Here is a 25,550-nt window from a genome sequence, read left to right on the forward strand (position 1 = left end):
CGTTTTCCATACCAAAATTCATGATTTTATTGAGTTAAACGGGCATCTGAATGGCCCGTTTACTCTTCAGGATGACAAGGATACCAGACTTAACCGGCGTTTCTGATGAAACTTTTTACTGCAACTTTTGCATTAAATCGGCAATGCAGTGGTCGATTTAATGCGTTCCATCGCAAAACTGGAGGTCACATCGTTCAGTCCCGGAATGCCGTTCACAAGTCGCTTGTAAAAGTTATCGTAGCTTTTCATATCGGAGACCTGTACCTGGAGCAAATAATCGTACTCCCCTGCCATCCGGTAGAAACCCAGCACCTCCGGAAAGGCTTCGACCTGCTGAACAAATCGCTGATACCACTCGCTGTTGTGGTGTTGCGTTTTAATCAGGACGAATGCGGTCAGGCTCAACCCCAGTTTTTCCCCATCAAGTAATGCCACCTTTCCGCAAATAATGCCGTCATCTTCCAGACGCTTAATGCGTTTCCAGCAAGGCGTGGTGGTGAGGTTGACAGCCTCGGCCAGTTCATTGAGCGACAGCGTGCAGTCTTGCTGCAGCAGGGATAACAGTTTGAGGTCAGTTTTATCTACCATCAGGCACTCCGGGAGAAAATAATGCTACGAAAGCGGCATCTCATGGGCTAAAGAGTAACTTATTTCTCTGGTGATTACGTTATTCTTACTCTCATCAAAACACTTTCATGAGCCTGCAACATGCGCAATGCCTGGGTTACCCACGCGATTAAAGAAATCGACGCTGATTTTCAACGTTCTGCCGATACACATTTGATTCGTCTCGCGCTGAACGACTTCCCGGGGATTTCGTTGTATCTGAAGGATGAAAGCACTCATCCTTCCGGCAGCCTGAAACACCGTCTTGCGCGCTCACTGTTTTTATATGGCCTGTGTAACGGCTGGATCCGCGAAAATACGCCGATCATTGAAGCCTCTTCGGGCAGCACCGCGATCTCTGAAGCCTATTTCGCACGTCTGCTTGGCCTGCCTTTTATTGCTGTGATGCCTTCCTGCACCGCGCCACGCAAAATTCAGCAAATTGAGTTTTACGGCGGCCGCTGTCATTTTGTCGAAAACTCCGGCCAAATCTATGCCGCTTCAGAACAGCTCGCCAGAGAACTAAACGGTCATTATATGGATCAGTTTACGTATGCTGAGCGTGCCACCGACTGGCGCGGAAACAACAATATTGCCGACAGTATTTTCCGTCAGATGTCTCGCGAGCCACATCCTGTACCGCGTTATCTGGTGATGAGCGCCGGTACCGGTGGAACCTCTGCGACACTCGGACGTTACATCCGCTATCTGGGGCACGATACTGAACTGGTGGTGGTAGATCCGGAAAACTCGGTCTTTTACGAATACTATCAGCAACGTAATGCCAGCGTCACCGCGCAGTGCAGCAGCCGGATAGAGGGCATTGGCCGTCCGCGCGCCGAACCTTCATTTATCCCGGACGTCATCGACAGCATGATGCAGGTGCCTGATGCGGCCAGTGTCGCGACCGTTCGCTGGCTTGAGCAGGTGCTGGGCCGCAAAGTCGGCGGCTCCACGGGTACCAATATGTGGGGAGCGTTACAGCTGGCAAAACAAATGCGTGAGAAAGGCGAAACTGGTTCGATCGTTACCCTGCTTTGCGACAGCGGCGAACGGTATCTGAATACCTATTTTGACGACACCTGGGTGGCGAACAATATCGGGGATATTTCGGGTTACGCTGCACAACTGGAAGGACTTAACTAATATTTTTCGAAAATAATTCGAGTTGCAGGCAGGCGGCAAGTTTGTGAATCCCGATGAGCTTACATGATTAAGTGATTCGGGTGAGCAAACGCAGCCAGCGCATCAGCAGCTTGAAGTATGACGGAAAAAAGCCGGGACAGAATGGCCCGGCTTGCTGCAATACCTTTTATTCGGGGGAATAGGTGAGGTGTGGAGTGTGCAGCCAGTGTTGCAAAAAGTGAGACACAGCCTGATTGCGGCAATGTCCGATAATTTGTAGATGCGCCGACTGGGCTTTTAAGGCCGGTAAGGCGTTGCCCATAATCAGCCCCATCCCGACCCCTTCCAGCATTTCTTTGTCATTCATCGCATCACCGAATGCCATGCATTCGGCCATCTCTATCCCGAGACCTGCGGTTAGAAGCGCCAGTGCGCTGCCTTTATTACTGCCTGCGGGCTGAACATCCAGACAATCTGCCGCTGAAAAACACAAATCAAGCCGCGGGCCGAAGTGCGCTTCAAGCTGAGGCACCAGCGCCAGCAGGGTTTCGTGAGGAGCGCAGAAACAAACTTTGCTGTTCCCCGAATCCGGCAATAAACGCAGATCCTGCAACTGATAGCGGAAGCCACTGAACTGATGCGGGATTAGCAAATCCGGGTCGTCGAGGGCGGTGAACCAGCCATCATCGCGGAAGACATGCAGGCTTGCAGGCGTATCCCAGACGGTATGCAGAAGTTCATGCGCGCAATCTTCCGATAAATCACTGGCATGCAGCCGGTTGCCTGACAAATCATGAATACGTGTGCCGTTACCGGTGATCAGAAAACCATCCAGCCCGATATTCGCCAGAATATCTTTCATTTCGAGATAATGACGGCCCGTCGCAAAGGTCAGTTTCACCGGCTTTTCCGCCAGCTGTCTCAGCGTCGCCAGCGTTTTTTCGCCCAATGTGTGATCAGGTAAAAGCAGTGTGCCATCCATATCAAATGCAGCTAAACGGAACATATTTTCTCTCTGAGCAGGGGTGTTTTTCACGTTCAAAGTATGGACTGCTATTTGCGGAACTAATAGTGAACAGTTTATGAATACTGTTCCGGTTTTAGATCACACTTTCAGATTCACCTTCAGCCAGCGCGCCAGACGTAAGATATGCTGAACGGATTAATCCATCCGCAAAATGAGGTTCCGTATTTACCGTGCGTCTGCAAAACCGGCTCAATCAGTTTCAGCGTCTCTACCTGAAAACCGGACAACTTCCGGCGCAGTTTACCGTGGCAGAACTGGCGGAGATTTTCTGCTGCAGTGAACGTCATACCCGCACCTTGCTGTCTCATTTTCAGGATGCGGGCTGGATAGACTGGCAGTCGCAGGCTGGCCGGGGAAAACGTGCGTCACTTTGCTGCCTGAAAGCGCCGGAAGAATTACGGGGCGCCTATCTGCAGGATTTGCTCAACCACGGGGAACACTCTGCCGCATTACAGCTGAGTCAGTTGGATCCGTCACATCTGAATGCCCTGCTTTCTCCCCATCTTGGCGGGCAATGGCAGGAGGATGCCCCTACGCTGCGCATCCCTTATTACCGCCCGCTCCAGTCATTGGATCCGCTGGCGCTGACCGGCCGCGCCGAGCAGCATCTGGCGCACACCATTCATGCCGGTCTGACACGTTTTGTTCCGGGGAACCAGACCCCTCAGCCGGATCTGGCTCATCACTGGCAAATCAGTAATAACGGCAAAACCTGGCAGTTTTTTCTGCGCAGTCAGCTGTTCTGGCATAACGGCGAACCCTTGAAAACAGCACAACTGATGACCCGTTTTCAACAGTTGCGGGATTTCCCGCGGGCTAAGCACAATCTGGCGTCAGTGATCAAAATATCTCAGCCGCATGCGCTATGCCTGCAATTTGATCTTGATAAACCAGACTACTGGCTGGCGCACCGCTTTGCCGATCTCAATTGTCTGCTTTCTCATCCTGATGATCCGCATATTGGCGCGGGGCCGTTCCGGCTGACGACGTTTTCCCCTGAACTGGTCAGGCTCGAACAGCACACGCTGTACGCGTTGCAGCATCCTTATCTGACGGCCATTGAGTTTTGGATCACGCCGCAACTGTTTGCGCAGAAGAATAACGTCAGCTGCCAGCATCCGGTGAGGATCATTCTGGGTGAGCAGGAAGAATTATCGCGGGTGAAGCCGGTCAGACGCAGCACCAGTCTGGGATTTTGCTATATCGCCGCCAACCTGAAACGCGGTGTTTTAAACGCCTCTCAGGCGCAAAAAATTGTCCGCTTAATCCAGCGCAGCGGCATGCTGGATAATTTACCCATCGATCATGATCTGGTGAAAGCCAGCAAGGAGATGCTGCCGGGCTGGCCGATCCCCTTACATGACGATGCTGATGTTCCGTTACCACAAAAACTGAGACTGCTGTTTCATCCGCCGGTTGAATTTGAACTGGTGGCACAAGCGCTGCAGGAAAAACTGGCAGAAGAAGGCTGCGTACTCGAGGTGGTTTACCATGCCGGACGCCTTTGGGAAGACGGCGAATTGCTGGGGTCCGCTGATCTGCTGCTTGGCGATCGTCTGATTGGTGAATCTCCGGAAGCCACACTGGAAAACTGGCTGCAACAGGATCCGCTCTGGCCGGGGATCCTGGGCGAAAAAGAGCATACCCGTCTGCAAAAACGGCTGACCCGTATTCAGCAAATTCCGCAGGAGAACCGCCGGTCGGACGAACTGCGCGAACATTTCTATCAGTGGATGCAATCCGCCATCGTCACTCCTCTGTTTAACTATCAGTATCAGGTCAGCGCACCGCCGCGCATCAGCGGTGTACAACTCACTGCCTGGGGCTGGTTTGATTTCTGTCAGGCATGGGTTCCTCCTCCCCTGCAAACGGAAAGTGCCTGAAGGAGCTGTTTCACTACACTCTGGCGATAAAGGAAAGTACCATTAGGGCAGTTTTGCTGCCCTGAGCGCAGTGGATTTCAGTCAATGGTTTTACACAACAGGTAATCAGAATGAAAAGAGCAGTGGTGGTTTTTAGCGGCGGACAAGACTCAACAACCTGTCTGATTCAGGCTCTGAAGCAGTATGACGAAGTCCACTGTGTCACTTTCGATTATGGTCAGCGCCACCGTGCAGAAATTGACATCGCCCAAACGTTGTCAGTGAAACTGGGCGCGCGTGCCCATAAAGTACTGGATGTCGGGTTGCTAAACGAACTGGCGGTCAGCAGCCTGACCCGCGATAACATTCCTGTTCCTAATTTCGGCGACGAAAATAATGGCGGTCTGCCAAGCACGTTCGTTCCCGGCCGTAATATTCTGTTCCTGACACTGGCGGCTATCTATGCTTATCAGATCCAGGCAGAAGCGGTGATCACCGGTGTCTGTGAAACAGATTTCTCCGGCTATCCGGATTGTCGCGATGAATTCGTCAAGGCGCTGAATACGGCGGTTTCACTGGGTCTGGCGCGTGATGTTCGTTTCGAAACGCCGCTCATGTGGCTGAATAAAGCCGAGACCTGGGCACTGGCCGATTATTACCAGCAACTGGATTTGGTTCGTCATCAAACGCTGACCTGCTACAACGGCATTGCCGGTGATGGTTGTGGCGAATGTGCAGCCTGTCATTTACGCGCCAATGGTCTGCAACAGTATCAACAGGATAAAACGGGCGTAATGGCCAGCCTGAAGAAGAAAACCGGACTGCGCTGATTAACCCCTTCTGAAGTCAGTGACGGGCGGCTAACACTCCGCCCGTTTTATTCTCTGTGCGCGAAAACATTAATCGTTTTCCAGTTCCAGTTCGCGTAACCGCTCCAGCAATTCTCCCTCCAGCGGCAGTGCTTTTTGTGTACGCAAATCAATACACACGAACGTCAGCGTCGCATCGGCGACCACATCGCCTTCACAGGTAACGACCTGTTCCAGCACACCGCTGCGCCCGTTTAACTGTTGCAGGCTGCTGTCGATGCGCAACACATCGCCCAGCACGGCCGGCTTGCGGTAATTGATATTGATATTCACCACAATGAAAGCAATCTTGTTCTGGCTCATCCACTGGAAACCTGACTGATTATCGAGCCATTCCCAGCGCGCTGTTTCAAGAAACTCCAGATAACGCGCGTTGTTAACGTGCTGATATACATCGATGTGGAAACCGCGAACTTTAATGAACGTATGCATAATCGTTAAAAAACTCCTGATAATCGTCTGAGGCATACAACCAAACTGGTCAGATGTCTTTAGAGATTAGCAGAAGAAAACGGCGGCAACCGTTAAGGGATCACCGCCGCGACATCCGTCACAATTTCAGACGGTCCTTGTTACGTTCAAACAGTGCCGCGCCAATTCCCGGCACTTCCCGCAGCTGTTCGATGTCGGTAAATTGCCCCAGTTCTTCACGGTAGCTGACAATGGCCTGCGCCTTTTTCATGCCGACGCCGTTCATGACTTGGGCAAATTCCTCGGCCGTGGCGGTATTAACACTGACCGTACCTTCATCAGTCGCCACCGGCTGTTCCTTTTTCACTTGCGGACCGGCCACTTTGCTGGCCGTTGTCGCCGGCGCAGCCGTCGTGGTTGCCACGGTACTGCTCGCATTCGGTGCCGCCTGCAACATAACCGGCAGAGTAGAAAGTCCCAGCGCGAGAGCCAGTGAGAGTGAAGTAATGCCTAATTTTTTCATGCTGTATCCTCCATGTGTTTGACAGCACGGAGAGAGTGCATCAGGCAGAAAAAGCGAACAATGGGCAACTTTCAGATATGGAAAAGGCCGCGAAAGCGGCCTTTTGTTTGTTGCAACGCGTTGCAAAACTTTGCGGCGTTTACTGGTTTTGTGCAGCAGAACCGTATTTGATTTTCGCTTCCTGACGCAGGTTGGTCAGCAGCGCATCAAAGGTCACATTCGAGGAGGTCTGTTGCATCTCCTGATTGAAACGTGCGGCATCGGCTTCAGGAATGACACCCGGCGTCACGGCGTTCAGTTTGACCAGCATACTGTTACCTTTGTCGTCCTGAGTCAGACCATACACCGGTTTATCTTTCTGCGGGTGCGGCAGTGCGTAGACGTTTTCTTCGAATGCAGAAGGCTGCTGGCTGCGTTGCACTTTCTGCACGTCGCCAAAGGTCAGACCGGCGGCTTTCATGGCCTCGTCGCCTTTACCTTCTTTCAGCGCGGTCAGCAATTTCTCACCGTCCATACGCGCCTGATCCTGTGCCTTGCGGTTTTTCACCAGCGTCGTCACCTGATCCTTCACGTCAGCGAAAGGTTTAACGCCTTCGGCTTTATGTGCATCCACACGAACGACAAACGCACGATCACCATCCACAGTGATGATGTCGGAGTTGCTGCCCGGAGAACCTTCCTGACCAATCAGCCCCCCTTCAAAAATCGCCTGCACAACCGGTTTAAAGTTGATTGCTGCCGGGATTTGATTCTGTGAGAACCAGTCAGTGTGCACCGCTTTCGTACCGGCTACGTCTTCGGCAGTTGCCAGAGATTCGTTGTCATTGGTCGCGGCTTCGCTGACTTTCTGTTGCAACGCGTAGTACGCATCCAGTGACTTCTCTTGCTTAAGCTTGTCAGTGATCGCGTTGCGAACATCAGCTAACGGTTTGACCTGCTCAGGCGTCACGTCATCAAGACGCAGGATGAAGAAACCGCTGTCAGACTTAATCACACCGGAAACCTGACCTTTGGTGGTCAGATTAGCGTTTTTGAATTCTGGCAACGTCGTCTCAGGTTCCATCCAGCCCAGATCACCGCCCTGCTTCGCACTCAGCGTATCGGTCGATTTGGTTTTGGCCAGTTCAGCAAAGTCGGTTCCTTTTTTCAGCTCGGCAACCACGGCGTCAGCATCGGCCTGAGATTTCAGGACGATCACGCTGTAGCGACGGCGTTCAGGCTGGCCGAACTCGCTTTTATGCTGGTCGTAATACGCGCTGATATCCGCATCAGTCACCTCAGTTTTGCCCTGCATCGCCGCCGCATCCATTTCGATGTAGCTGACTTTCACCTGTTCAGGCGTGAGGAAACTGTTTTTGTTCTGGTCGTAGAAGGCCTGCAATTCAGCATCCGTTACCTGCTGTTTAGCGGCTAACGCTGCGGTATCCAGCGTGGCTGTCTGCACGTCACGGCTTTGCAGGATCAACGCACCCAGTGATTTGCTTTCCACTGGCAGAACGAAATCAGACTGGCCGTAGGCTTGCTCAAGCTGCTGACTGATTAGCTGCTGCTTCATTAACTGCGCAAAATTATCGGCGGTGTAACCCATACCCTGGATACTTTGCAGATATTTGGTGTTATCGAAACGGCCATCAGTCTGGAATTGAGGGGTGGCAAAAATCGCGTCTTTGATCTGCTGATCGCTGACGGTGATGCCTAATTTTTTGGAATACTGATCCAGCAAAGTGACGTCAATCAGGTTGCTCAGGGATTCCTGGCGTAACTGCTGCATATAGCCTTCGCTGCCCGCCAGCGCAGAGAATTGATCTCCAAGCTGCTGCTGCAACCGGCTGCGCTGGTTTTGCACTGCCTGTTCCAGCTGAGCACGTCCTATTTCCTGACCATTCACTTTCGCTGCATAGTCGCCTGAACCGCCGATCAGGTAGTTGCCCACCCCTGTCAAAATAAAGGACAGAATAATCAGGGCCAGAATGATTTTGAGCACGACGTGATTGGCGGCCGCGCGTAAATTGTCCATCATAGTGTGGCAACACTCCGCTGTAATAAAAAAAGCGCACCGTTTTCGATGCGCCTTGTATCTTACCTTACCAGCCCGATGACGTCAGGTTATTGTTTAACAACCAGACCTGAGTGAGAAAGCATCAGTGATGCCTGTCACACAGTTTCGACGTCAGTCTGCGGGTAATTAACCGTTAACGGCATCTTTCAGCGCTTTACCTGCACGGAAGCCAGGTACTTTAGCCGCTGCAATACTGATTTCTTTGCCGGTCTGTGGGTTACGACCGGTACGTGCTGAACGCTCACGCACGGAGAAAGTACCGAAACCAACCAGAGCTACTTCATCCCCCGCTTTCAGGGTGTCAGTGACAGATGCAAGAACAGCATCTAAAACACGTCCCGCTGCGGCTTTAGAAATATCAGCACCGGCAGCAATTTTGTCGATCAATTGTGACTTATTCACTCTTATCATCCCCTCTTAAAATTCGTTCATCACGGCGCATTTTCCCTACGGACGTGACCGCGCTGCTGTTATATCAATCTTGTCAGGGCGATGCAAGCGACTGAAAGCAGCCTGAAACCCTCTGACCGTTGACTAACTTAACGGCACAAAAAAAAGCTGGCAAGTGAGATTTCACCTGCCAGCCTGAGTTTTATTCAACTGTGTAAGCTGAAGTCACTATTTTGCCGCCACCGGCAACGCGCCGTAAGCCGGATTTTGCAATGCGATGTTCAAAACATCATCAATGCGTTTAACCGGGTGGATCTCCAGATCAGCCAGCACGTTTGCCGGAATCTCTTCCAGATCACGTTTGTTGTCGTCCGGGATCAGAACCACTTTGATGCCACCACGATGGGCCGCCAGCAGTTTTTCCTTCAGACCACCAATGGGCAGAACCAGACCACGCAGCGTGATTTCACCGGTCATCGCGACATCAGCACGCACCGGGTTACCGGTCAGACAAGACACCAGCGCCGTACACATGGCGATACCCGCACTCGGACCATCTTTCGGCGTTGCCCCTTCCGGTACGTGAACGTGAATATCACGTTTTTCGTAGAAGTCAGGGTTGATGCCCAGTTTGTCCGCACGTGAACGTACCACGGTCAGTGCAGCCTGAATGGATTCCTGCATCACTTCACCCAACGATCCGGTGTAAGTCAGCTTACCTTTGCCCGGTACGCAGGCCGTTTCGATGGTCAGCAATTCACCGCCCACTTCGGTCCACGCCAGACCAGTGACCTGGCCCACACGGTTTTCGGTATCGGCACGGCCATAATCGACCTTCTGCACGCCGAGGAAATCTTTCAGGTTGTCGCCGTTGATTTCAATGTGCTTGATGTCTTTATCCATCAGCAATTGTTTGACTGCTTTTCGGCAAAGTTTAGACAACTCACGTTCTAAACTACGCACACCCGCTTCACGGGTATAGAAACGGATAATGCCGATAATCGCGCTGTCATCAACGGTCAGTTCGTTCTTCTTGAGCGCATTGCGTTCAAGCTGTTTCGGCAACAGATGCTGTTTGGCGATGTTCAGTTTTTCGTCTTCGGTATAACCGGAAAGACGGATCACTTCCATACGGTCCAGCAACGGCGCCGGGATGTTCATCGAGTTCGAGGTCGCCACAAACATCACATCTGACAGATCGTAATCGACTTCCAGATAGTGATCGTTGAACGCCACGTTCTGTTCCGGATCCAGCACTTCCAGCAGAGCAGAAGCCGGATCACCGCGCATATCCGATGACATCTTGTCGATTTCATCGAGCAGGAACAGCGGGTTTTTCACCCCGACTTTGGCCATTTTCTGGATCAGTTTGCCTGGCATGGAACCGATGTAGGTACGACGGTGACCGCGGATTTCCGCTTCATCACGTACGCCACCCAGCGCCATACGCACATACTGACGGCCCGTCGCCCGTGCGATTGACTGACCCAGTGAGGTTTTACCCACACCCGGAGGCCCGACCAGACACAGGATTGGCCCTTTAATTTTGCTGACGCGGCTCTGCACGGCGAGGTATTCCAGAATGCGGTCTTTGACACGCTCCAGACCGTAATGGTCGGTATCCAGAACTTCCTGTGCTTTGCGCAGGTCCTTTTTCACTTTGCTGCGGGCATTCCACGGCACCTGAAGCATCCAGTCGATATAACCACGAACAACCGTGGCCTCGGCGGACATCGGCGACATCATTTTCAGCTTTTGCAGCTCAGCTTCGGTTTTTTCACGCGCATCTTTCGGCATTTTGGCCGCTTCGATTTTGCGTTTCAGCGCCTCATGTTCGTCAGGCGTATCGTCCATCTCGCCCAGTTCTTTCTGAATCGCTTTCATTTGCTCATTCAGATAGTACTCGCGCTGGCTTTTTTCCATCTGTTTTTTGACACGATTACGAATGCGTTTCTCAACCTGTAACAGGTCGATTTCCGATTCCATCATCGCCATCAGATATTCCAGACGCTCGGTGATATCAAACATTTCCAGCACGGATTGTTTGTCAGCGAGTTTCAATGGCATATGCGCGGCAATGGTGTCAGCCAGACGTGCAGCATCTTCAATGCTGTTCAGGGAGGTCAGCACTTCCGGCGGGATTTTTTTGTTCAGTTTGATGTAGCCTTCAAACTGATTAATCGCCGTACGCACCAGAACTTCCTGCTCGCGTTCATCCACGGCCGGAGATTCAAGGTATTCCGCCTGGGCAGCAAAATGCTCGCCACTGTCGGAAAGTGTCGTAATGCGCGCGCGTTGTAACCCTTCCACCAGCACTTTGACCGTGCCGTCCGGGAGCTTCAGCATTTGTAATATTGAGGCAACCGTACCCACGGAGAAGAGATCATTAACGCCCGGCTCATCTGTTGAGGCTTCTTTCTGCGCCACCAGCATGATTTTTTTGTCGTGATCCATCGCGGCTTCGAGGCACCGAATCGATTTTTCCCTGCCAACAAACAACGGGATCACCATGTGCGGATAAACCACCACATCGCGCAGAGGCAATACGGGGATTTCTATGCGTTCAGAACGCTCAGGGTTCATAGAGCTCTCTCTTAGTTTAGCTTCCGCCAGGTTAAGGAAATCTCGTGAAACACGAGTCAGACGGGTTTCAGCAAGTCGTTAACTGAGTATATGGGGATGAATGTCTGACATTCAACGATAAGAATGTGCGAAAAAAAAATGGGGGACTAAATCCCCCATTTCGTGGCTAACTCTCTGGATAGATTGGCTAATTATTCGCCAGATGCCTGTTGAGCTTCCGGTTTGCCATAAATCATCAGAGGTTCTGACTGACCCGCAATCACGGATTCATCAATCACCACTTTCTCGACATCTTCGAGAGACGGCAGATCATACATCGTGTCCAGCAATGCGGCTTCTACGATCGAACGCAGACCACGGGCACCGGTTTTACGGACCATGGCTTTTTTGGCGATCGCCGTCAGCGCTTCATCACGGAATTCCAGTTCAACGCCTTCCAGATTGAACAATGCCTGATATTGCTTAGTCAGGGCATTTTTCGGCTCTTTCAGAATTTGAATCAGTGCTTCTTCGTTCAGTTCACTCAGGGTCGCGACCACTGGCAGACGACCGATGAACTCAGGGATCAGACCAAACTTGATCAAATCTTCTGGCTCAGCTTGCGCAAGTAACTGACCTTCCGTCGCTTTCTGCTCTTTGCCTTTCACTTCAGCACCGAAACCGATGCCGGTATTCGTGTTGATACGCTGACCAATCACTTTATCCAGACCGGCAAACGCGCCGCCACAGATAAACAGGATTTTCGACGTATCAACCTGCAGGAATTCCTGCTGCGGGTGCTTACGTCCACCTTGCGGAGGAACGGCAGCCACGGTGCCTTCAATCAGTTTCAGCAGCGCCTGCTGGACACCTTCACCGGACACATCACGGGTGATCGATGGGTTGTCAGACTTGCGGGAAATCTTGTCGATTTCATCAATATAAACAATACCGCGTTGCGCTTTCTGAACGTCGTAATCACATTTCTGCAGCAGTTTCTGAATGATGTTTTCAACGTCTTCACCCACATAACCGGCTTCGGTCAGCGTGGTGGCATCGGCCATCGTGAAGGGCACATCCAGGAAACGCGCCAGGGTTTCAGCCAGCAGCGTTTTACCGCTACCGGTCGGCCCGATCAGCAGAATGTTGCTCTTGCCTAATTCGATACCGTTGCTGGTATCGCCATTACGCAGGCGCTTGTAGTGGTTGTATACCGCCACGGCCAGCACTTTCTTCGCCGGTTCCTGACCGATAACATAATCGTCAAGGTGCTGACGAATTTCATGCGGCGTCGGTAAGGCACTGCGTTCACGGTGTGGCGCGACTTCTTTGATCTCTTCGCGAATAATGTCATTACATAAGTCGACACATTCATCGCAGATATACACTGACGGCCCGGCAATCAGCTTACGCACTTCATGCTGGCTTTTGCCGCAAAAAGAGCAGTACAGCAGCTTTCCTGAACCGTCTTTGCGCTTATCTGTCATCAGTAAACCTCTTCTCTAGTATCAGTCCCGCAGCGTAACAATAACACCACGGCACGACCATATTACACAACAGCCGCATGGTTGGCTGATGTCTGTTCATTCCTGTTATTACTCATTGCTGGCAGAGCCATCAGGATCCAGGCTCTGCCTCTGAGACGTCCGTATGAGTATAACTATAGACCATCAGCCCGGCAGAAATAAGCCGTCAGGCGCGATGGGTAAATACGGAGTCCACTAAACCGTACTGTACAGCCTCATCAGCAGACAGGAAACGGTCGCGCTCAGTGTCACGCTCTATTTCTTCAAGAGTTTTGCCCGTATGTTTCGCCATCAACTCATTCATACGAGATTTCACTTTCAGGATTTCTTTGGCGTGGATCTCAATATCCGTCGCCTGACCCTGGAAACCACCCAGTGGCTGGTGGATCATCACCCGTGAATTCGGCAGACAGAAGCGTTTGCCTTCTGCGCCAGCGGTCAACAGGAATGCCCCCATTGAACATGCCTGCCCCATACAAATGGTGCTGACATCCGGTTTGATGAACTGCATGGTGTCGTAAATCGACATCCCGGCAGTGATCACGCCACCTGGTGAGTTGATGTACAGGTAAATGTCTTTTTCCGGGCTCTCTGCTTCCAGGAACAGCATCTGGGCAACAATCAGGTTAGCCATATGGTCTTCAACCTGGCCGGTCAGGAAGATGATACGTTCCTTAAGCAGACGGGAGAAGATGTCGTATGAACGCTCGCCCCGTGAAGTTTGCTCAACCACCATGGGTACCAACGCCATGTTTGGTGCAAATTGCTCTCTTTCACCACTGTATGACATAACCGTCTCCTAATAGATTCTGTTTGGCGCTCTTTAAAACCGATTCTACTTGAGATAGGCACACATGACTATGCTCAAGCGGCCAAGTCGCCATTTACACGCCTGACGGTCTTTATCAGTCAGATTTTAACTACAAATTTACCTGGGATCGTTCTTATCAATTGGGGGATTTAGCCCCCTTTTTCAAGCCTGCAGGGATATTTCTTTTTCATACACTCCCCAAAATAGCGAGATACGCCATATTGAGGGGGTCAGTGAACGGTTTCTACGTGGGCTGTGCCTTATAGTGATAAATATAGTGCAAAAACAACAGCCAAAAACAAAAAATACCTGATTTTCAGGAAATAAAAAGCCCGCAGTAAAAACTGCGGGCTTGGGAAGCAAACCTGTAAACAGGTTCAGCAACGTGCAAATCAATTATGCAGGTTGAGTCTGGTTCATCAGTTCAGTAAAGGTCGTGGCTTTTTCAGTCACTTTTGCTTTAGACAACAGAGTTTCGACCGCTTGTTCTTCCAGCGCGACGTTACGCATGTTGTTCATCAGCTCTTTATTTTTGCTGTAGAACTCAACAACTTCCTGTGGATCTTCGTACGCAGAAGCCATTTCTTCGATCAGCGCTTTAACGCGATCTTCATCAGCTTTCAGTTCGTGCTGGCTGATCACTTCACCCAGCAGCAGACCTACAACGACGCGACGTTTAGCTTGCTCTTCGAACAATTCGCGTGGCAGTTCCAGCGCTTGTTTTTCGTTGCCGCCAAAACGTTGTGCAGCCTGACGACGCAGCACATCAATTTCGCCGTCGATCAGTGCAGATGGCACGTCGATTTCGTTAGCGCTGACCAGACCGTCGATAGCCTGAGTTTTGATGCGGTTACGAACAGCACCTTTCAGTTCGCGCTCCATGTTTTTACGCACTTCAGCACGCAGACCTTCAACAGACCCATCAGCCACGCCGAAACGTTTGATGAATTCAGGTGTCAGTTCTGGCAGTTCACGCACTTCAACTTTCTTCAAAGTAATCGCGAACTTAGCCGCTTTACCTTTCAGATTTTCAGCGTGGTAATCTTCAGGGAAGTTTACGTCGATGGTGAATTCTTCACCGGCTTTGTGACCGACCAGACCTTCTTCGAAGCCTGGGATCATGCGGCCCTGGCCCATAGCCAGTACGAAATCAGAAGCTTTACCGCCTTCGAATTCTTCACCGTCGATAGAACCGGAGAAATCAACGGTCACGCGATCTTCAGCAGTCGCTGCAGCGTCAGTTTCTTTCCAGTCAGCTTGTTGCTTACGCAGAGTTTCCAGCATGGTATCAACATCAGCGTCGTTCACTTCAACGACAGGTTTTTCAACTTCGATGTTTTCCAGATCTTTCAGCTCAACTTCCGGGTACACTTCAAATTCTACGGAGAAGTTGAAGTCTTCACCCTGCTTGTACTCACCCGGGATGTAGTTAGGTGCGCCAGCTGGATTGATTTTTTCTTTGATGATCGCATCAACGAAATTGCGTTGCATCAGATCACCCAGTACGTCCTGACGTACTGACGCGCCGTAACGCTGTTCGATGATGTGGCTTGGTACTTTGCCTTTACGGAAGCCGTCAATACGTACTTTTTTAGAGACGTTGATCAGTTCACTGCTCACTGCTTTTTCAATGCTTTCAGCAGGAACAGTAATCGTTACGCGGCGCCCAAGGCCTTGAGTGGTTTCAACAGAAACTTGCATCTTGTTACCTCAAAAAAAAATCACAGTGCTCGGTCAACTCCAGAAGTCGTTCTCAAGATGAGCGCAAACTTACCTTGAAAACGACTTCTAAGAACCGGGACAGTTCTGTATCAGAACGTAGCCCTGTATTCGAGAGCGTCCGAAACCATTCCGGAAAAATTAGACGCGACATTATAGCGGCGCATGGGCATTGAGTCGAGGACGGTATCTGTTGCGCGGGAGGAAACTCACACGGGACTCGATCCTTCGAAAAATGCGGCCATTCAGAGGCATAAACCTCTTACCGTCAGTCCGTCAGAAGAAAAACAAAAACGGCCCGCAGGCCGTTTCTTGAAATTCGCATCTACTAATACCGCATTAGACAAGGAAAGTTCCAGTGTTACCGTGTCAAACGGCGATATTTATGCCTTTTGTGAAACAGATCGCGACGATCAGGCCAACGTGCCTGCGCCGCGACAAGGTGGAGAGGCCGGAACCGTGTCCTGTAAGCCTTCCCATTCTTTCAGGGTGTAAGTATGCAATGCCAGAGCATGCACGCTGCCAGCCAGCTCTTCGGTTAATCTCCCATAGATGGCGCGATGGCGCGCCAGGAAACGTTCCCCGATAAACTTATCGGACACCATGACCACTTTAAAATGGCTCTCGGAGCCTGCCGGGACATTATGACGATAGCTTTCGTCAGTCACTTCCAGAAACGCAGGTTCGAATGCCTCAACTAATTTTGCTTCTATTTGCTCACGAATCATAGCAATCTCCTTACACCGCATCAGCAGAGAACTGCGCCTGTCTGGTACACCTATCTCTTTATAATGATAGGCTGCTTTCCAGATTCTTCGCACGCCAGAACAATAAATTTCTGCTGCGGATTGATAAAAATGCCGCTCAGTCTGTCAAAGAAAGTGCCGCTTCGCTACGGCTGACCGCAGCGGCCTGCAGCTTTACTGCGACTTTGCTGAAAAAAAACGCGAAAAACACGCTTTTCCAGATTGTTGGGACTTCCCCCGGCAAATGGCAATGTTATGATGTCGGCAAATTTTTGAGCACTATTCCCTTATTAATATTGAGAAAATACACATGCTGAAGAAAATTCTATTCCCTGTGCTGGCCATGTTCATGCTGGCCGGTTGCGCCACCAGCACCAACACCCTGGACGTTTCGCCGAAAATTGTCCTGCCTTCACAGGACCCTACCCTGCAGGGCATCACCATCAGCATCAACGGTGCTGACCAGCGTCAGGATCAGGCATTGGCAAAAGTGAACCGCGACGGTCAGCTGATTTCCCTGACGCCATCACGCGATCTGCGTTTCCTGTTGCAGGAATCTCTGGAAAAACAAATGACCGCCCGTGGCTATATGATCGGTGCTGACGGTGCAGTCGATCTGCAAATCGTCGTGAACAACCTGTATGCAGACGTTCAGGAAGGCAATCTGCGTTACAACATCACCACCAAAGCCGATATCTCCATCATCGCGTCGGCTAAAAACGGCAGCAAGCAGGTGAAAAACTACCGCTCGACGTATAACGTTCAGGGCGCGCTGTCTGCAACTAACGCCAAAATCACCAACGCGGTTAACACCACGCTGGGCGATGTCATCAGTGACATGGCGTCAGACACCAGCATCAGTGACTTCATTAAAGCGAACGCCCGTTAAGTTCGGCTGAAGTTTGCATGATGAATTCTGCCCGGCTCGTCCGGGCAGAATGCTTTTTTAAGCCAGTGATTCGCTTTCCCGATCTGTCTCCCTTCCTTTATTATGCGTATGCGTCACTCTCTCACCGGTTCGCAGGAACACAATCTTCATGATCAGTCAGTACTTTAAAATTTTCACGCAACGCAATACGGTCATTTTACTGCTTCTTGGCTTCGCTTCCGGTTTACCTCTGGCGCTGACCTCCGGCACATTGCAGGCGTGGATGACGGTCGAAAATGTCGATCTGAAAACCATCGGCATTTTTTCGCTGGTGGGTCAGGCTTATGTGTTCAAGTTCCTGTGGTCGCCGATGATGGACCGCTACACGCCCTCTTTTCTCGGACGCCGTCGCGGCTGGCTGATCCTGACGCAGTTGTTACTGGTCGTGGCGATTTTCGCCATGGGATTCATGGATCCGTCAAAAGACTTATTCTGGCTGGCGGCACTGGCCGTGCTGATTGCCTTCGCCTCGGCGTCGCAGGACATCGTTTTCGATGCCTATAAAACCGATTTACTGCCACCGGAAGAACGCGGGAACGGGGCTGCCGTCTCGGTACTGGGATACCGTCTGGCGATGCTGGTTTCGGGCGGACTGGCGTTATGGCTGGCTGACCGTTACCTCGGCTGGCAGCATATGTACTGGCTGATGACCGTGTTAATGCTGATGGGCGTTTTCGCCACCCTGCTGTCACCGGAGCCGGAAAACTCGCAACCTGCGCCGCGTACTATTGAAATGGCCGTCGTCGCACCGCTGAAAGACTTTTTTGGCCGTAACAATGCCTGGCTGATTTTGCTGCTGATCGTGATGTACAAAATGGGCGACGCCTTTGCGGGCAGCCTGAGCACCACATTTTTAATCCGTGGCGTCGGGTTTGATGCCGGGGAAGTGGGACTGGTGAACAAAACACTGGGGCTGATGGCGACCATCATCGGCGCATTGTTTGGCGGCATGTTAATGCAGCGGCTGAGTCTGTTCCGCGCATTAATGCTGTTTGGCATTTTGCAGGCCGTGTCCAATGCGGGTTATTGGATCCTCGCCATCACCGCTAAAGATTTAACCACCATGGGCGCGGCGATTTTCTTCGAAAACCTGTGCGGCGGGATGGGGACGGCGGCGTTCGTGGCGTTACTGATGACGTTATGTAACCGTTCATTCTCTGCCACCCAGTTCGCCCTGCTCTCCGCACTGTCTGCCGTGGGCCGCGTGTACGTCGGGCCGATTGCCGGATGGTTTGTGGAAGCCTATGGCTGGCCGTGGTTTTACCTTTTCTCGATTGTGGCGGCCATTCCCGGATTGTTTCTGCTGGCGGTTTGCCGTCAGACGCTGGAATACACTCAGAAAACCGACAGTTTCCTGCCGCGCATCCACTTCGCCACCCCGTATCGCTGGGCGTTACGTTGCATGATGACGGGCAGCTTGCTGCTGGTGCTCTGGCTGCTTACCCTGGTTGTGGACAGCCTTGGCTGGGCGTCATGGCAAAGTCTGGCCACGGCATTGCTTGAAACGGGCGCATTGATTTGTCTTGCTGGTGTTATTTTAGGCAGTCTGCTCGACTTTTTATCACTGCGGCGGACCGCACGTTCCTGATTTATCGCCATTCATGTGAAAATGAATGGCGCATTCGATTTAACAAATGATCTATAAATATCGCTCACTAAATTAAATTCAGAAAAAATAATATTTTCCGCGATGATTTTTCTTTCGCGCTTTCGGTGCATTTTATTTCACCTGATTTCTACATTAATTTAACATTAATTAAACCTATCGATGAGATAACGAACGACAATAATAATGTCAAAATCTGTCACCCCTTGTTTTTCATCACTATAGAAAAAAATCTATACGCAACATATTGTTGCCCACTGTAAATTGTCACGATCCGTGACATGTGTGACTGCGTTAACATAAAGTGTCAACAGCGCTTTGACACTTGTTTAAGCGTGTTTACAGTCCTGCAACCTTCCCGTAAAATGCCCGCACACCTGAAGCGACAATAGAGCCCTAGTTATTGAGGTCGTTAGATGAGACTTAAGAAATACAATAAAAGTATTGGGATGTTGTCCTTATTTGCCTCCGCGGTAATGTTGAGCGGTTGCAATACGGCATTGATGGATCCCAAGGGAGCAATTGGACTTGAGCAGAGAACGCTGATTTTAACGGCGATCGGTTTAATGCTGATCGTTGTTATACCAGTTATTATCATGGCGTTTGCCTTTGCGTGGAAGTATCGTGCTTCCAACACAAAAGCAAAATACAGTCCTGATTGGTCCCACTCCAACAAAATTGAAGCCGTCGTCTGGACAGTTCCAATTATTATCATTGCCATTCTGGCAACGATTACCTGGAAAACCACCCACTCGCTTGATCCGTTCAAGCCTATCGTGACTGACGAAAAACCGATGACGGTTGAAGTCGTTTCTCTGGACTGGAAATGGTTGTTCATTTATCCGGAACAGGGCATCGCGACCGTTAACGAACTCGTCATTCCTAAAGATGTGCCGGTTCAGTTCAAAGTCACTTCAGACTCTGTGATGAACTCGTTCTTTATTCCTCAGTTAGGCGGGCAGATTTATGCGATGGCCGGTATGCAAACTCAGCTACATTTGATTGCAAATGAAGCGGGTACGTATAAAGGCATCTCAGCAAGCTTCAGCGGCCGCGGCTTCTCAGGTATGAAATTCAACACAATTGCGACTCCAACCCGTGCCGATTTCGACACCTGGGTAGCGAAAGTGAAAAGCGCACCGAACCAGCTGGCCACCACTGATGACTTTAACAAACTGGCTGCACAGAGTATCGACAACCCGGTCGAATACTTCTCTGTTGCAAAACCAGGCCTGTTCAAAGAAATCATTGGCAAATACTCCATGCATGACATGAAGGCAGCGCCAGAAGGTCACACCATGCCAATGCCTGCTGGCAGCGACATGAAAGGCATGGATATGGGTGGACAGTCTCACGCAGCCGGAGCCGAGGAATAAACGATGTTCGGAAAATTAACGCTTGATTCGGTTCCGTATCATGAACCGATTATCATGGTCACAGTTGCCGCGATTATTATCGGTGGCCTGGCAGTGGTTGCCGGCATCACCTATTTCGGTAAGTGGAAGTATCTGTGGACCGAGTGGCTGACCTCCGTCGACCACAAAAAATTAGGTATCATGTATATCATTCTGGCTTTCGTCATGCTTCTGCGTGGCTTTGCCGATGCGATCATGATGCGTAGCCAGCAGGTGCTTGCCTCTGCGGGCGAGCCGGGCTTCCTCCCTCCTCATCACTACGACCAAATCTTTACCGCGCACGGCGTGATCATGATCTTCTTCATGGCGATGCCTTTCGTAATCGGTCTGATGAACGTGGTTGTTCCTTTGCAAATCGGTGCACGCGACGTTGCGTTCCCGTTCCTGAACAACGTGAGCTTCTGGTTTACCGCCGCTGCGGTTGTATTGATCAACATCTCTCTGGGTGTCGGTGAATTCGCGCAGACCGGCTGGTTGGCCTATCCGCCACTGTCAGGTAAGGAATACAGTCCGGGGGTCGGGGTCGATTACTGGATCTGGAGTCTCCAGATATCCGGTGTCGGGACCTTGCTGACCGGTGTTAACTTCTTTGCGACCATCCTGAAGATGCGCGCTCCTGGTATGCCGCTGATGAAAATGCCGGTATTTACCTGGGCCGCACTGTGCACCAACGTGTTGATTATCGTGTCCTTCCCGATCCTGACCGTCACTGTTGCACTGCTGACTTTAGACCGTTATCTGGGCACCCATTTCTTCACGAATGATATGGGCGGCAACATGATGATGTACATCAACCTGATTTGGGCCTGGGGCCATCCGGAAGTGTACATTTTGGTTCTGCCAGTCTTTGGTGTGTTCTCAGAAGTTACCGCAACCTTCTCCAAAAAACGTCTGTTCGGTTACACCTCGCTGGTATGGGCAACCATCGCCATCACCGTGTTGTCGTTCATCGTTTGGTTGCACCACTTCTTCACCATGGGTTCAGGCGCAAACGTCAATGCCTTCTTCGGCATCATGACGATGATCATTTCTATCCCGACCGGGGTAAAAATCTTCAACTGGCTGTTCACCATGTATCAGGGTCGTATCACGCTGAACGCAGCCATGCTGTGGACCGTTGGCTTCATCATCACCTTCTCTGTGGGTGGGATGACCGGGGTTCTGCTGGCGGTGCCGGGTGCTGACTTCGTGCTGCACAACAGCCTGTTCCTGATTGCCCACTTCCACAACGTCATCATCGGTGGTGTGGTCTTCGGTTGCTTCGCGGGTCTGACTTACTGGTTCCCTAAATCCTTCGGCTTCACGCTGAACGAAAAATGGGGTGTGCGTTCATTCTGGTTCTGGATCATCGGCTTCTTCGTTGCGTTCATGCCACTGTACGTACTGGGCTTCATGGGCATGACCCGTCGTGTCAGCCAGAACATCGATCCTGAGTTCCACCCGCTGCTGGTTGTTGCGGCATGCGGTGCTGCACTGATTGCCTGCGGTATCCTCTGCCAGCTGATCATGATCTTCGTTTCCGTTCGCGACCGCGACCAGAACCGTGATCTGACCGGTGACCCATGGGGCGCACGTACTCTGGAGTGGTCAACTTCTTCTCCTCCTCCGTTCTACAACTTCGCTATCGTGCCGCAAATTCACGACCGTGATGAGTTCTGGGACATGAAAGAGAAAGGTACCGCTTACAAGCAGCCTGCTAAATATGAACCGATTCATATGCCACGTAACAGCGGCGCCGGTTTCATCATCGCTATGCTGAGTCTGGTTTGTGGTTTCGCCTTAATCTGGGATATCTGGTGGCTGGCAGCAGTGAGCTTCATTGCCCTGGCTGCGACCTGGATTGCGAAAAGCTTCGACGAAGATGTTGATTACTACGTGCCAGTTGAAGAAGTGGAACGTATTGAAAACCAACATTATGAACAAATCCGTAAAGCAGGTGTGAAACATGGCAACTGATACTCTGACTCACCACGATGAGGCCCATGCTGAGCATGGGCACCACGATGCAGGTGCAACCAAAGTCTTCGGCTTCTGGATCTACCTGATGAGTGACTGCATTTTGTTCGCGAGCCTGTTCGCAACCTATGCAGTACTGGTAAACGGGACCGCTGGCGGTCCCTCTGGTAAAGACATTTTTGAACTGCCGTTCGTGCTGGTAGAAACCTTCTGCCTGCTGTTCAGTAGTATCACTTACGGCTTTGCGATGCTGGGCATGAACAAAGGCAACAAAGCTGCGGTTAACGGCTGGTTGTTCCTGACTTTCCTGTTCGGTTTAGGCTTCATCGGGATGGAACTCTATGAATTCCATCACCTGATTGCTGAAGGCTATGGCCCGCAGCGCAGTGGTTTCCTGTCTGGCTTCTTTGCGCTGGTCGCCACCCACGGTCTGCACGTGACCTGTGGTCTGATTTGGATCCTGACCATGATGGTTCAGGTTTCACGTCGCGGTCTGACTGAAGTCAACAAAACCCGTCTGATGTGTCTGAGCCTGTTCTGGCACTTCCTGGACGTGGTGTGGATCTGCGTGTTTACCGTTGTTTATCTGATGGGAGCGATGTAATGAGTCATTCTGCTACTTCCCATGGTGGCGCAAGCCACGGCAGCCTGAAGTCATACGCGATTGGCTTCATCTTGTCGGTTATCCTGACGGTGATCCCGTTTGCCATGGTCATGACCGACACGGCATCACATTCACTGATCCTGGGTACCGTGGTTGCGTCCGCAATCATCCAGATCGTTGTCCATCTGGTGTTCTTCCTGCACATGAATACGTCGTCGGAAGAGCGCTGGAACCTGGTGGCACTTCTGTTCACCGCTGTGATTATCTTTATCGTCGTTGTGGGCTCATTGTGGATTATGTATAACCTCAACCTCAATATGATGGTCAGTTAAAGAGCCGAGCTGCACGTGATGATTAAGCAATACCTGCAAGTAACGAAACCAGGAATTATTTTCGGCAACTTAATTTCTGTCATCGGGGGATTTCTCCTTGCTGCCAAAGGCAGCATCGACTTCCCACTCTTTCTCGCCACTTTGGTGGGTGTTTCGCTGGTTGTCGCATCGGGTTGTGTATTTAACAACTTTATCGACCGCGACATCGACCGGATCATGGAAAGAACGAAGAACCGGGTCCTGGTGAAAGGGCTTATTCCGCCGAAAACAAGCCTGGTTTATGCGACCCTTCTGGGTATTGCAGGCTTTGCGCTGTTGTATATCGGAGCAAATCCGCTGGCCATGTGGCTGGCAGTGATGGGCTTTGTGGTTTATGTCGGCGTTTACAGCCTGTACATGAAACGCAACTCGGTATACGGCACGTTGATCGGCAGCTTGTCTGGCGCAGCGCCACCGGTTATTGGTTACTGTGCCGTTTCAGGCCAGTTCGATACCGGTGCGCTGATCCTGCTTCTGATTTTCAGCCTGTGGCAGATGCCGCATTCGTACGCGATTGCCATCTTCCGCTTCAAAGATTATCAGGCAGCAGGCATCCCGGTTCTGCCAGTGGTTAAAGGCATCTCCGTCGCCAAGCATCATATTATCGTCTACATCCTGGCGTTTATGATTGCGACACTGATGCTGACCCTGAGCGGTTACGCAGGTTACAAATACCTGATTGTTGCCGCTGCTGTCAGTATCTGGTGGCTGGGTATGGCACTGAAGGGTTACAAAACGGAAAACGACGTGTTGTGGGCGAGAAAACTGTTTGGTTTCTCCATCATCACGATCATGTCGCTGAGCTTCATGATGTCCGTGGATTTTAATTCTGCACCGACATCGTTGCTGACCTACGTTTGGTAACGCAAACTTCCAGTGTAACTCACTGAGATCACAGCTAAAGGCCAGTAGCAATACTGGCCTTTTCTTTTGCTCCGTCTCACGGGCAAATCCCGTAATATCTGCTAAAGATCCATCGTTTTACCCAGGCCGGCTTAATCATTAAAATGTCGGATTGTTATTTTGAGGTAGTAATGTGAACGATAACCAGATGACCCCGCAGGAAAGTCGGGCGACATGGGGACTAGGGACAGTATTTTCTTTGCGCATGCTTGGCATGTTCATGGTTCTGCCGGTGCTGACCACCTATGGCATGAAATTATCCGGCGCCAGCGAAACGCTTATCGGCATCGCCATCGGCATTTACGGGCTGGCACAGGCTGTTTTCCAGATCCCATTTGGACTGCTTTCTGACCGCGTTGGCCGCAAACCACTGATCGTCTTCGGTCTGGTCATCTTCTGCATCGGCAGCATTGTGGCTGCTTCCACCGACTCTATCTGGGGCGTGATCATTGGTCGTGCCCTGCAAGGCTCCGGCGCGATTGCTGCCGCCGTGATGGCCCTGCTTTCTGACCTGACCCGCGAACAAAACCGCACCAAAGCGATGGCGTTTATCGGTATCAGTTTCGGTATTACCTTTGCGATTGCGATGGTACTCGGGCCGATCATTACCCACGCCTGGGGTTTACACGCCCTGTTCTGGGCAATCGCCGTGCTGACCATTGTCGGCATCATCATTACCGTCGCCGTGGTGCCCTCCCCTGCCACGCATATCCTGAACCGTGAATCGAGCATGGTAAAAGGCAGTTTCGGTAAAGTGATGGGCAACCCCAAATTGCTGAAGCTGAATTTCGGCATTTTATGTTTGCACGTATTGCTGATGTCGAGCTTCGTGGTGTTACCGCAAGTCATGGAACACGCGGGCTTCCCGCCGAGTGAGCACTGGCGCGTGTATCTGATCACCATGCTGACGTCATTCGTCGCGGTGATCCCGGTGATTATCTACGCCGAGAAAAAGCGTCACATGAAGCAGGTTTTCATGGGCTGCGTGGTGGTGTTGCTGCTGGCAGAAGTCGTGCTGTGGGCAGCGGGTCTGCATTTATGGGCCGTGATTGCCGGTATTCAGCTGTTCTTCCTGGCCTTCAATGTGATGGAAGCGATTCTGCCTTCGCTTATCAGTAAAGAATCGCCTGCGGGCTACAAAGGCACGGCGATGGGGCTTTACTCCACCAGCCAGTTTATCGGCGTAGCGATTGGCGGCAGCTTGGGCGGTTACGTCTACGGTCACGCCGGTGCCGGTGCGGTATTCCTGGTGTGTGCGGCGATTGCCATGGTCTGGCTGCTGGTCAGTTCCACCATGACCGAACCGCCGTATGTCAGCAGTCTGCGTATCACGTTATCTGAGCTGGCAGTGAAAGATTCCGCCCTGCAGGCGCGCATTCTCGCCCAGCCGGGCGTGGCAGAAGCGGTTGTCGTACCGGAAGAATTCAGTGCCTATGTGAAAGTAGATACCAAACAGACCAACCGCAAAGCACTCGAGCAACTGGTCAGCGCCGCCTGACATCTCCCTGCTTAAAAACGCTGTACCGGGAAA

Annotated in this window: 22 protein-coding genes; 11 read left to right on the plus strand and 11 right to left on the minus strand. The window is 51.3% G+C overall.

Annotated features, from left to right (window positions below; genetic code table 11):
• Nucleotides 1-132: 132 nt before the first annotated feature.
• Nucleotides 133-588: an Lrp/AsnC family transcriptional regulator gene (locus EYY67_RS11070; protein WP_095924961.1), complete on the minus strand. Its 456-nt coding sequence runs from the start codon at nucleotides 586-588 to the stop codon at nucleotides 133-135.
• A 120-nt stretch (nucleotides 589-708) separates the two neighbouring features.
• On the opposite strand from EYY67_RS11070, the gene EYY67_RS11075 reads away from it, so the two are divergent.
• On the plus strand, nucleotides 709-1,752 hold the full coding sequence (locus EYY67_RS11075) for a PLP-dependent cysteine synthase family protein (protein WP_131693507.1): 1,044 nt from the start codon (nucleotides 709-711) through the stop codon (nucleotides 1,750-1,752).
• A gap of 166 nt (nucleotides 1,753-1,918) precedes the next feature.
• Here the strand turns inward: EYY67_RS11075 and cof are convergent, their stop codons facing one another.
• Nucleotides 1,919-2,737, minus strand: coding sequence for an HMP-PP phosphatase (cof, locus tag EYY67_RS11080; protein WP_131693508.1), 819 nt, complete (start codon nucleotides 2,735-2,737; stop codon nucleotides 1,919-1,921).
• Nucleotides 2,738-2,928: 191 nt separating this feature from the next.
• Between cof and EYY67_RS11085 the strand changes: the two genes are divergently transcribed.
• Both EYY67_RS11085 and queC read left to right on the plus strand, forming a co-directional pair.
• A complete protein-coding gene (locus EYY67_RS11085) occupies nucleotides 2,929-4,641 on the plus strand; it encodes an SgrR family transcriptional regulator (RefSeq protein WP_131693509.1) in 1,713 nt (570 codons plus the stop codon).
• Nucleotides 4,642-4,751: 110 nt separating this feature from the next.
• Complete coding sequence (gene queC / locus EYY67_RS11090) at nucleotides 4,752-5,450, plus strand: 7-cyano-7-deazaguanine synthase QueC (protein ID WP_095924957.1); 699 nt, start codon at nucleotides 4,752-4,754, stop codon at nucleotides 5,448-5,450.
• Between the two features lie 69 nt (nucleotides 5,451-5,519).
• Here queC and EYY67_RS11095 read toward each other — a convergent pair whose 3' ends face one another.
• The 9 genes from EYY67_RS11095 to bolA all read right to left on the minus strand — a co-directional run bounded on the left by EYY67_RS11095 (nucleotide 5,520) and on the right by bolA (nucleotide 16,218).
• On the minus strand, nucleotides 5,520-5,921 hold the full coding sequence (locus tag EYY67_RS11095) for a YbgC/FadM family acyl-CoA thioesterase (RefSeq protein ID WP_013576634.1): 402 nt from the start codon (nucleotides 5,919-5,921) through the stop codon (nucleotides 5,520-5,522).
• Nucleotides 5,922-6,039: 118 nt separating this feature from the next.
• A complete protein-coding gene (locus EYY67_RS11100) occupies nucleotides 6,040-6,423 on the minus strand; it encodes a ComEA family DNA-binding protein (RefSeq protein WP_095924956.1) in 384 nt (127 codons plus the stop codon).
• A gap of 139 nt (nucleotides 6,424-6,562) precedes the next feature.
• Nucleotides 6,563-8,443: a peptidylprolyl isomerase gene (gene ppiD / locus EYY67_RS11105; protein WP_095924955.1), complete on the minus strand. Its 1,881-nt coding sequence runs from the start codon at nucleotides 8,441-8,443 to the stop codon at nucleotides 6,563-6,565.
• A 165-nt stretch (nucleotides 8,444-8,608) separates the two neighbouring features.
• The gene (gene hupB, locus EYY67_RS11110; protein WP_013576637.1) at nucleotides 8,609-8,884 is read right to left on the minus strand and encodes a nucleoid-associated protein HU-beta; all 276 of its coding nucleotides are present in this window, start codon (nucleotides 8,882-8,884) and stop codon (nucleotides 8,609-8,611) included.
• A 216-nt stretch (nucleotides 8,885-9,100) separates the two neighbouring features.
• Nucleotides 9,101-11,455 carry an endopeptidase La gene (lon, locus tag EYY67_RS11115; protein ID WP_095924954.1) on the minus strand — a complete coding sequence of 785 codons (2,355 nt, stop codon included), beginning with the start codon at nucleotides 11,453-11,455 and terminating at the stop codon, nucleotides 9,101-9,103.
• A 191-nt stretch (nucleotides 11,456-11,646) separates the two neighbouring features.
• Nucleotides 11,647-12,921 (minus strand): ATP-dependent protease ATP-binding subunit ClpX, encoded by a 1,275-nt coding sequence (gene clpX, locus EYY67_RS11120; RefSeq protein ID WP_095924953.1) that lies wholly within the window; start codon nucleotides 12,919-12,921, stop codon nucleotides 11,647-11,649.
• Nucleotides 12,922-13,126: 205 nt separating this feature from the next.
• Entirely contained in the window at nucleotides 13,127-13,750 is a 624-nt protein-coding gene (gene clpP / locus EYY67_RS11125; protein WP_056771081.1) for an ATP-dependent Clp endopeptidase proteolytic subunit ClpP, read from the minus strand.
• A gap of 417 nt (nucleotides 13,751-14,167) precedes the next feature.
• Nucleotides 14,168-15,472, minus strand: a complete 1,305-nt coding sequence (tig, locus tag EYY67_RS11130) for a trigger factor (RefSeq protein WP_095924952.1) — start codon at nucleotides 15,470-15,472, stop codon at nucleotides 14,168-14,170.
• A gap of 431 nt (nucleotides 15,473-15,903) precedes the next feature.
• Entirely contained in the window at nucleotides 15,904-16,218 is a 315-nt protein-coding gene (gene bolA, locus EYY67_RS11140; RefSeq protein WP_095924951.1) for a transcriptional regulator BolA, read from the minus strand.
• 328 nt (nucleotides 16,219-16,546) lie between these two features.
• Here bolA and EYY67_RS11145 point away from each other — a divergent pair, with 328 nt between their 5' ends.
• The 8 genes from EYY67_RS11145 (at nucleotide 16,547) to EYY67_RS11180 (ending at nucleotide 25,517) form a co-directional block, all read left to right on the plus strand.
• On the plus strand, nucleotides 16,547-17,125 hold the full coding sequence (locus EYY67_RS11145; protein ID WP_095924950.1) for a lipoprotein: 579 nt from the start codon (nucleotides 16,547-16,549) through the stop codon (nucleotides 17,123-17,125).
• 148 nt (nucleotides 17,126-17,273) lie between these two features.
• The gene (gene ampG / locus EYY67_RS11150; RefSeq protein WP_131693510.1) at nucleotides 17,274-18,752 is read left to right on the plus strand and encodes a muropeptide MFS transporter AmpG; all 1,479 of its coding nucleotides are present in this window, start codon (nucleotides 17,274-17,276) and stop codon (nucleotides 18,750-18,752) included.
• 434 nt (nucleotides 18,753-19,186) lie between these two features.
• Nucleotides 19,187-20,146, plus strand: coding sequence for a cytochrome o ubiquinol oxidase subunit II (gene cyoA / locus EYY67_RS11155; RefSeq protein WP_095924948.1), 960 nt, complete (start codon nucleotides 19,187-19,189; stop codon nucleotides 20,144-20,146).
• A 3-nt stretch (nucleotides 20,147-20,149) separates the two neighbouring features.
• Nucleotides 20,150-22,141, plus strand: coding sequence for a cytochrome o ubiquinol oxidase subunit I (cyoB, locus tag EYY67_RS11160; RefSeq protein WP_013576646.1), 1,992 nt, complete (start codon nucleotides 20,150-20,152; stop codon nucleotides 22,139-22,141).
• Entirely contained in the window at nucleotides 22,131-22,745 is a 615-nt protein-coding gene (locus EYY67_RS11165) for a cytochrome o ubiquinol oxidase subunit III (protein ID WP_013576647.1), read from the plus strand. Before cyoB ends, EYY67_RS11165 begins: the two co-directional genes overlap by 11 nt.
• Nucleotides 22,745-23,077 carry a cytochrome o ubiquinol oxidase subunit IV gene (locus EYY67_RS11170; RefSeq protein ID WP_013576648.1) on the plus strand — a complete coding sequence of 111 codons (333 nt, stop codon included), beginning with the start codon at nucleotides 22,745-22,747 and terminating at the stop codon, nucleotides 23,075-23,077. The genes EYY67_RS11165 and EYY67_RS11170 overlap by 1 nt, the downstream gene beginning before the upstream one ends.
• Before the next feature lie 18 nt (nucleotides 23,078-23,095).
• A complete protein-coding gene (gene cyoE, locus EYY67_RS11175) occupies nucleotides 23,096-23,980 on the plus strand; it encodes a heme o synthase (RefSeq protein WP_119826790.1) in 885 nt (294 codons plus the stop codon).
• 172 nt (nucleotides 23,981-24,152) lie between these two features.
• Entirely contained in the window at nucleotides 24,153-25,517 is a 1,365-nt protein-coding gene (locus EYY67_RS11180; RefSeq protein WP_131693511.1) for an MFS transporter, read from the plus strand.
• The last annotated feature ends 33 nt before the right edge of the window (nucleotides 25,518-25,550 follow it).

Origin of the sequence: Rahnella victoriana (genome assembly GCF_004330295.1) — a bacterium.
GTDB classification, from domain to species: Bacteria; Pseudomonadota; Gammaproteobacteria; order Enterobacterales; family Enterobacteriaceae; genus Rahnella; species Rahnella victoriana.